This window comes from Alkalibaculum bacchi (genome assembly GCF_937875145.1).
Taxonomy (GTDB): Bacteria; Bacillota; Clostridia; order Eubacteriales; family Alkalibacteraceae; genus Alkalibaculum; species Alkalibaculum bacchi_A.
Genome location: NZ_CALNCS010000022.1, coordinates 1 through 6,790, shown reverse-complemented (window position 1 = coordinate 6,790; position 6,790 = coordinate 1). Strand labels below are relative to the sequence as shown.

Annotated in this window: 5 protein-coding genes; all 5 read left to right on the top strand. The window is 33.7% G+C overall.

Going from position 1 to position 6,790, the window contains the following annotated elements; genetic code table 11:
* Positions 1-221: 221 nt before the first annotated feature.
* The 5 genes from Q7P22_RS01795 to Q7P22_RS01775 all read left to right on the top strand — a co-directional run bounded on the left by Q7P22_RS01795 (position 222) and on the right by Q7P22_RS01775 (position 6,299).
* Entirely contained in the window at positions 222-2,642 is a 2,421-nt protein-coding gene (locus Q7P22_RS01795; protein ID WP_303859951.1) for a DEAD/DEAH box helicase family protein, read from the top strand.
* 194 nt (positions 2,643-2,836) lie between these two features.
* Complete coding sequence (locus Q7P22_RS01790; RefSeq protein ID WP_303859949.1) at positions 2,837-3,826, top strand: DNA cytosine methyltransferase; 990 nt, start codon at positions 2,837-2,839, stop codon at positions 3,824-3,826.
* Between the two features lie 42 nt (positions 3,827-3,868).
* Positions 3,869-4,858 (top strand): DNA cytosine methyltransferase, encoded by a 990-nt coding sequence (locus Q7P22_RS01785; protein ID WP_303859947.1) that lies wholly within the window; start codon positions 3,869-3,871, stop codon positions 4,856-4,858.
* Positions 4,859-4,899: 41 nt separating this feature from the next.
* Positions 4,900-5,856, top strand: a complete 957-nt coding sequence (locus tag Q7P22_RS01780; RefSeq protein ID WP_303859945.1) for a HaeIII family restriction endonuclease — start codon at positions 4,900-4,902, stop codon at positions 5,854-5,856.
* 98 nt (positions 5,857-5,954) lie between these two features.
* On the top strand, positions 5,955-6,299 hold the full coding sequence (locus Q7P22_RS01775; RefSeq protein WP_303859943.1) for a hypothetical protein: 345 nt from the start codon (positions 5,955-5,957) through the stop codon (positions 6,297-6,299).
* The last annotated feature ends 491 nt before the right edge of the window (positions 6,300-6,790 follow it).

Here is a 6,790-nt window from a genome sequence, read left to right as displayed (position 1 = left end):
AGCGGGTGGTTTTATGTTTCGCCCTTAAGGGCTCAACAGGCTAAAGCCTACAAAATAAGAAATCAGGGTATTCACCCTATTGTTATAATGATTTCAAGGCAGCAATATGCAATAAACCAAAGGTTAAATGTACAGAATGTAGGTTCAGTAATTTTGCGCCGCTAGATAAAGAACAAATCAAAAGACATTTACTAGGTGAACATGTTCTGGGACTTTATCCAATGACAACAAATGATTCCTGCTATCTTCTAGCAATGGATTTTGATGAATCAACGTGGAATGATGACGTTAAAGTTATTGTAAAGATCTGTAAAGAGAATAATATACCAGTTTATGCCGAACGTTCGCGTTCAGGAAATGGATGTCATTTGTGGTTTTTCTTTGAGAATGAAATAAAAGCATCTCTTGCACGGAGATTTGGAATAGTAATTTTAGACTTAGCTATGCAAAAATGTGAAAATATAAAATTTGACTCTTATGATCGTTTGTTCCCTAGCCAAGACTTTCTCCAAAAGGGTGGTTTTGGAAATCTAATAGCTCTTCCACTACAAAAGGAAGCTAGAAAGCAAGGCAATTCTGTTTTTGTAGATGAAAATTTGAATGAAATTGAAGATCAATGGAGATATTTAGCACAAATAACTAAAATATCAGAAGAGTTCGTCACAAAATTTTGCAAAGATCATGTACTAAAAGATTTGAATGCGGATTTAGAACAAATAGGTAACAAGGAAGAGAAAGTTAGTATAGATCAAAATGATTTTCCAGAAATACTTATGCTAGATAGAGGTAGTGGAATACATATCTCCAAGTCTAGACTGTCTTCTAAAGGAATATTTTCACTAAGGCAGATTGCTTCATATGCTAATCCTGAATTCTATGCGAAACAAGCAATGAGGCAATCAACCTTTGGAACTCCTCGTGTTACAATTTTGTATGAAGAAAATGAGGAAATGATAACCCTTCCTAGGGGCGTTGAATTCAAGTTAATAAGCATATTAGAGCGGGCGAATGTAAAGTACTCCATAGTCGATCAAAGACATGAAGGTCGATTGCTAAATATTGAGTTTATTGGTCAGCTTACAAGCAATCAAAATGAAGCTTTTAATGAACTCAATCACTTTAATGAAGGTGTGTTATCAGCTACAACTGGATTTGGAAAGACAGTGATTGGCGCGAGATTAATCGCTGAAAAGAAGCGTCCAACATTGATACTTGTTCATACCAAAGAATTAGCTACTCAATGGAAAGAACGATTGGAGCAATTTATAAAGATAAATGAAGTTGTTAAAAATCGAAGAAAAAAATCTTCTATTATTGGTCACCTTGGTGGAGGAAAGAACACAATTAATGGGATAGTCGATATTGCAATAATGCAGTCTATGTTTGAAAGGGATAAAAGTGTTAAGCAGATAATTAATCAGTACGGTTTAGTTCTTGTAGATGAATGCCACCATATATCGGCTAAAAATTTTAGCAGGATTATAAGTGCTTCTGACGCAAAATATATTTATGGACTAACAGCTACTCCTATCCGTAAGGACGGACATCACCCAATAATATTCATGTACTGTGGTCCTATAAGATACAAGGTTGATGCAAAGCAGGAATCTAAACATAGGAATTTTGAACATAGTATTGTGCCACGGTTTACTAGTGTAAGAATGCCTGTATTTAAGAAACAGGACGAATGGCATATTACAGAAGTATATCAGCATATTTGCGAAAGTAATTACCGCAATGAGTTGATTGTGGCAGATATTATTGATGCTATAAATGCAGGTAGGAATCCATTAGTTCTCACTGAGAGAACTAGTCATATTGAACAATTAGTAAAGTTAATGTCAGATAAAGATTTTCAGATCATCATCTTGTCTGGCAAACTAAAAACTAGCGAGAGAAAAGAATCCCTAAAAAAGATTAAGGATTTAGATACTAACGATAGGTTTGTTATTATCGCAACTGGAAAGCTGATTGGTGAAGGATTTGATGAGGCAAGATTAGATACTCTATTTATGGCAATGCCTATAGCGTGGAAAGGGACTATTGCTCAATACGCTGGGCGATTACACAGAAATTTTGAAGGAAAAGACGAAGTTTTGATTTATGACTATGTTGATGTGCATATACCAGTCTTAGAGAGAATGTATCATAAGAGGCTTACTGCATACCGTTCAATAGGTTATAGTATAAAATCTAGCAAAGCAGAAATTGGTACTGAAAGTGCTATTTATAATGAATCCAATTATCTTGAGTACATAATAAAAGATATTAAAGGATCTGAGAAAAATGTTCTCATATCGAGTCCATCTCTTTATATTAAAAAGATGGATAATATAAAAGAATTATTAATGGAAAAGTTTAAAACTGGCACAAGAATTACTTTATGTATGAAATCTCTTGAAGAATATGCAGATAGTTACAGAGAGGGTATTTCTCATTTTACTAACGATCTTCAAAGTCAAGGAATACAAGTGATTCAGTTTTCAAAGAATCATTATAAGTTCATGATTGTTGACAATAGTATAGTTTGGTATGGTGGTATTGATATACTTGGTAGGAGCTATGGTGAAAATTCTTTGATTCGAATTCAAAATGAGGAATTAGCAAGTGAACTCATTGCTGCTATTACGGAGTTGGGTTGAAAGGTTAGAAGGAGAGAACTCATGCCTAATTCAATAAGTGATTAGAAATATAAATACTATTTATTAGCCAAGTACACTTAACATATCTTCCTGTCCATCATATAAAATATTTATAAATATATTGACAAAATACTAAATTTGATATATCTTTTAACAAAGAACACGTGTTCGTAAAAAAAGATGCGGGTGATTATATGAATATTGTAAGTCTCTTTTCTGGTGCAGGTGGAATGGATCTAGGTTTTAGAAAATCTGGATTCGATATTATCTGGGCTAATGAATTTGACTCAACTATATGGCAGACTTATGAAAGAAATCATTCGACACCGTTGGACAAGCGTGATATTAGAAAAATACCATTAAATGAAATACCAGATTGTGATGGAATAATTGGTGGACCCCCATGTCAGAGTTGGAGCGAGGCTGGCAAATCTTTGGGTATAAGGGATGAACGGGGTAAGCTTTTTTATAATTTTATTGAAGTATTAAATAATAAAAAGCCTAAGTTTTTTGTTGCTGAAAATGTTTCGGGAATGCTAGCTCCACAACACAGAGCTGCTGTAAACTCCCTATTGAGTTTGTTTGATAAAGCAGGTTATAAAATATACATAAAATTACTAAATGCTGCTGACTATAAAATACCTCAGGATCGAAAAAGAGTTATTTTTATAGGGTTTTTAAAAGAAATACCAATAAAGTATGAATTTCCTAAGCCTCTTAGCAGAAAAGTGAACTTAAAGGATGCCATCTGGGATTTAAGAGATACGGCATTGCCTGCTCTAGAAAATAACAAAACCAATAGAGATCAATGTACTGTACCGAACCATGAATATATGATTGGAAGTTTTTCAAGTATATATATGTCTAGAAATAGAGTGCGTGCATGGGACGAACAATCATTTACTATTCAAGCTGGAGGTAGACATGCTCCTATCCACCCACAAGCACCTAAGATGGTGTATATTAATCAAAATAAGAGAGTTTTCTGTCCAGAAAATGAAGAGCTGTATAGAAGACTAAGTATACGTGAATGTGCACGCATTCAAACCTTTCCAGATAAATATATATTTTATTATAATGATCTAAGTGATGGATATAAAATGGTAGGAAATGCTGTTCCAGTTAGATTAGCATTTCATATTGCAAACTCGATTAAAAGTGTGTTTGTACAAGCTTTTAATTAAGTTAATCTTCGTATATAATAGTATATTAAAGGAGTGAAACAAGTGAATCTAATTCAATTTAATAATAGGCATAATAAGTATACTGTAGTTTCACTATTTGCAGGGGCAGGTGGCTTAGATTTAGGATTTGAAAGACAAGGATTTCGAACTATTTGGGCAAATGATATTGATAAAGATGCCTGTGATACCCATAAAAATTGGAGTAACGCAGAAGTTGTGCAAGGCGATATATCAAAAATAGATTTAGATACGATACCTAAATCAGATATTATTACTGGAGGATTTCCTTGCCAAGGTTTTAGCTTAGCTGGTCCAAGAAAAATTGACGACAAAAGAAATACCTTATATCGTTATTTTGTGCAACTAGTGGATATGAAGCAACCATATGCTTTTGTTGCAGAAAATGTAAAAGGTATTTTAACATTAGGCGATGGAACTATCATAGAAGCGATTATAGAAGATTTTTCGGAAAAAGGATATTATGTATTTCCTAATCTAGTAAATGCAGCTGATTACGGAGTGCCACAAGACAGGTGGCGTGTTATCATGGTAGGGCTACGAAAGGATTTAGGAATTACAAACTTTGAGTTTACTAAACCTTTTAATCATAGAATTACACTTGAAGAGGCTCTTAAAGACATGCCAGAGCCGAATCCAAAAGATATCTGTAAAGCTGCTTATTCTTCTAGATACATGAGTCGTAATAGGAAGAGAGGGTGGGATCAAGTATCATACACTATACCAGCCATGGCAAAGCAAGTCACTTTACATCCATCTTCACCTGATATGGAAAAAATTGAAACAGATAAATGGCAATTTGGAAGTGAAGGTACTACTAGGAGATTTAGTTGGAGGGAAGCTGCAGCTATTCAGACATTCCCTAGAAATATGGAGTTTTTCGGAAATCTTACCTCTAAATATAAGCAAATAGGAAATGCCGTGCCAGTGAAACTAGCTGAAGTTGTAGCGATTCAGCTAAGAGAAATTCTAGATAGTAAACTTCACACTGAAAATATCAAAGTAAATATATAGAGCGCAATACATTATAATAAAATTCGAAGGGTGGAACAAATATGGCAAGGCAAACAGAAATAGGAAAGGCATTTGAATATGCATGTTTGAATGCCATATTTTTAAGCCTAAAGAGTCAACAAGAAGTAGTTGTAGAAAAGTCCAAAGCTTTACAAGGGGCTGAGGATTTTTATAGAACACTTGATGAGAAGACAAGAACTAAATTAGATAAGGGTGCAAACGCCGCAATAAAAACATTAATGAGATTAGAGCCTCAACTCAGTTATCATTCTGGAAATGAACCTCTATTTCTCGTGATACAAGAAGATAAGAGAGGTCAAAAGGGAGATGTTCGTGATATTCTCACCATTCGGAAGCAAAATGAGTGGGAGGTTGGTATTAGTTGTAAACATAATCACACCGCAGTTAAACATAGTAGGCTATCTGCAGTATTAGATTTTGGCAATGAATGGTTTGGTATACCTTGTTCCAATCAATATTTTAGTTCAATTCAATCTCTTTTCCAAGAGTTAAAAGTTATGAGGCAAAAAGGTGCTCTTTGGAAAGAAGTCGAAAACAAAAGTACTAGATTTTATGTGCCCTTGTTAAATGCTTTTATTAAAGAAGTCAAAAGATTAGATAGTAAGAATCAAGGTATAATACCAAAACGATTAATGGAATATCTCTTAGGTCGAAATGATTTTTATAAGATAATAACAAATGATAAGAAAAAGGTTACGAGAGTACAAGCTTTTAATATTCATAATACTCTTAATAGACCCTCTGGCAATGAGAAACCACAATTAAAACTTCCACAAATCATTATGCCTGATAAGATCTTTGACATTAGTTATAAACCAAACTCTGACAATACGATAATCGTTACTTGTAATAATGGATGGGCAGTATCTCTAAGAATTCACAGTGCTAGTACAAAAGTGGAAGCAAGTTTAAAGTTTGACGTAAAATTAATTGGAATTCCACCATCTCTTTACAGCCATGATGAACCCTGGGAATAGTATTATAATAAACTGTGTGTGATTCAATTATTTAAGAAAAGGTGAACAGATTTTAATAATGTTAATCTGGCATAGAATTTAAACTTAGGGTGATAAAAATGAAGAACACAATAAGACCCCTTTCAGGTAGAGGAAAAGAGATTAAGTACAAAATTGAAAATGGTAATTTTAAAGTCCAATGGGGAAATCTAAGGTTTACAATAAAACGAACTCAAGTAGAGGACATTTTGAATTTCTTTTTTATTAATTCAGACAAGTGGTATTCATTAGGAGCCAGTTTTGATAATCCAAGTAAGGGTGGATTAGGAGAATACATACAAAAGTTCAAGTTTTCGCCTAGACATGCTTCAGCAATTGCTACAATAATGGTTAATGAAGAATTAATTGAACATAAAGGTTGTAAACCAATTGAGTTAAGGAAATATAATATGAAAAAGTATTGAGGTTATCGATTTTAGCGTTAGGTATGTATTTGATTTAGCGCTTATTTTTGTACACTGATTTATAATACAGCTGTTATACAACTTGATATATAGAGTATAAAACAAGGGGCGCATGGGGATTGTGACTTATATCACCTAAAATATGAATACATTTAATTATGGATGATATAATTTAGCGAGGTGATTTAGTATTCAAAGAGTAGCTCGAAATGTTAGTTCAACAGGAATTAGAATTAGGAGCGAAATGCTTTGGTGAAAACTCGGAGTATGGAAAACTAATAATAAAGAATAAGGTGATATGCTCCCCTTATAGTAGATAGTTTAAATAATAAAAATTGTTAACGAATAGGGACATATTTCGTGCGCCACGAAGGCGATAATCCAAGTAACTAATGTTACTTGAAGACAGCTATGCTGTACAAATGATGGTGGAGGGCCCACCGAATTCGCCATACAGGTGGTGATTTCAAACTACCCTAAGGTGCTGTAGA

What these genes read in the sequence shown, in the direction of transcription:
- Q7P22_RS01795 (WP_303859951.1), top strand. Translation starts at nt 222, where the DNA reads ATGACAACAAATGATTCCTGCTATCTTCTAGCAATGGATTTTGATGAA.
- Q7P22_RS01790 (WP_303859949.1), top strand. Translation starts at nt 2,837, where the DNA reads ATGAATATTGTAAGTCTCTTTTCTGGTGCAGGTGGAATGGATCTAGGT.
- Q7P22_RS01775 (WP_303859943.1), top strand. Translation starts at nt 5,955, where the DNA reads ATGAAGAACACAATAAGACCCCTTTCAGGTAGAGGAAAAGAGATTAAG.
- Q7P22_RS01780 (WP_303859945.1), top strand. Translation starts at nt 4,900, where the DNA reads ATGGCAAGGCAAACAGAAATAGGAAAGGCATTTGAATATGCATGTTTG.